This is a genomic window from Streptomyces sp. UH6 (assembly GCF_013421635.1).
Classification (GTDB): domain Bacteria; phylum Actinomycetota; class Actinomycetes; order Streptomycetales; family Streptomycetaceae; genus Streptomyces; species Streptomyces abyssomicinicus.
Window position 1 is genome coordinate 1 of record NZ_JACADT010001347.1, and the last position, 1,189, is coordinate 1,189.

The 1,189-nt window shown below is 71.2% G+C and carries 1 protein-coding gene and 1 pseudogene; one reads left to right on the plus strand and one right to left on the minus strand.

Annotation, left to right across the window (positions count from 1 at the left end; all coding sequences use genetic code 11):
• Nucleotides 1–13: 13 nt before the first annotated feature.
• The gene (locus HW445_RS31780; RefSeq protein ID WP_180224227.1) at nt 14–913 is read left to right on the plus strand and encodes an ABC transporter permease; all 900 of its coding nucleotides are present in this window, start codon (nt 14–16) and stop codon (nt 911–913) included.
• Between the two features lie 16 nt (nt 914–929).
• Here the strand turns inward: HW445_RS31780 and HW445_RS31785 are convergent.
• Nucleotides 930–1,189: pseudogene (locus HW445_RS31785) on the minus strand (hypothetical protein); the annotation flags it as partial.

The following is a 1,189-nucleotide window of genomic DNA, read 5'->3' on the forward strand; positions in this document are numbered from 1 at the left end:
CGGAGAAGACGGCATGACCACCGACACCCGCCCGGACGGCACCCCCGCGGGCACCCCCACCGCCAACGGCCTCGGCGCCGACGCCGAGGTCCGCGAGCCCGCCCGGTTCAGCGCCGAGTCCGTCGCCTCCGTCCTCGTCGCCACCGAGCGCCCGCCCAGGCCCAGCGCACTCACCGCGTCCCTCGCCTTCGGGTGGCGGGCCGTCCTGAAGATCAAACACGTGCCGGACCAGCTCTTCGACGTCACGGCGTTCCCGATCATGAACCTGCTGATGTTCACGTACCTCTTCGGCGGCGCGCTGGCCGGGTCGCCGGACGACTACATCCAGTTCGTGCTGCCCGGCATCCTGGTCATGTCCGTCGTGATGATCACCATGTACACCGGGGTCTCGGTCAACAGCGACATCGACAAGGGCGTCTTCGACCGGTTCCGGACGCTCTCCCTCTGGCGGCCGTCGATCATGGTCGGGTACCTGCTGGGCGACGCCCTGCGCTACACCATCGCCTCCGCGGTGATGCTCTCCCTCGGCCTGGTCCTCGGCTACCGGCCCGACGGAGGCGTGCAGGGGGTGCTGGCGGGCGTGCTGCTGCTCCTCGTCTTCTCCTTCGCCTTCTCCTGGATCTGGACCATGTTCGGGCTGCTGCTGCGCACGGAGAAGTCCGTGATGGGCGTCGCCATGATGGTGATCTTCCCGCTGACCTTCCTCTCCAACGTCTTCGTCGACCCGCGCACCATGCCGGGCTGGCTCCAGGCCTTCGTCAACAACAACCCCATCACCCACCTGGCCTCCGCGGTGCGCGGCCTGATGGCGGGTCGGTGGCCGGGCGTCGAGATCGTCTGGACGCTGGCCTGGGCGGGGCTGCTCCTGCTGGTGTTCGGGCCCGTGACGATGCGGCTGTACAACCGCAGGTGAGGCCCGCGGCGGCGGGTCAGCCCGGAGTCGGACCGGGCTCGCGGAGCGGCGTGACGCTCAGCGCGAGCGCGTTGTCGACCGTGTAGTAGGGGCGGACCCGGTCACCGCCGCCTCCGGCGGCGACGCGCGGTACCGCCGGAAGGCGGTCCGTGGACCTGCGGTGGACGAGGTCGTCCGCCAGCCGGGCCACCGGCACGGCCGGCCCACCGCCGGCCGGCGCGACGTACCAGTCCCAGAGATCCTGACCGCCGCCCGCGGTGAGCGCGGGGACCGCGT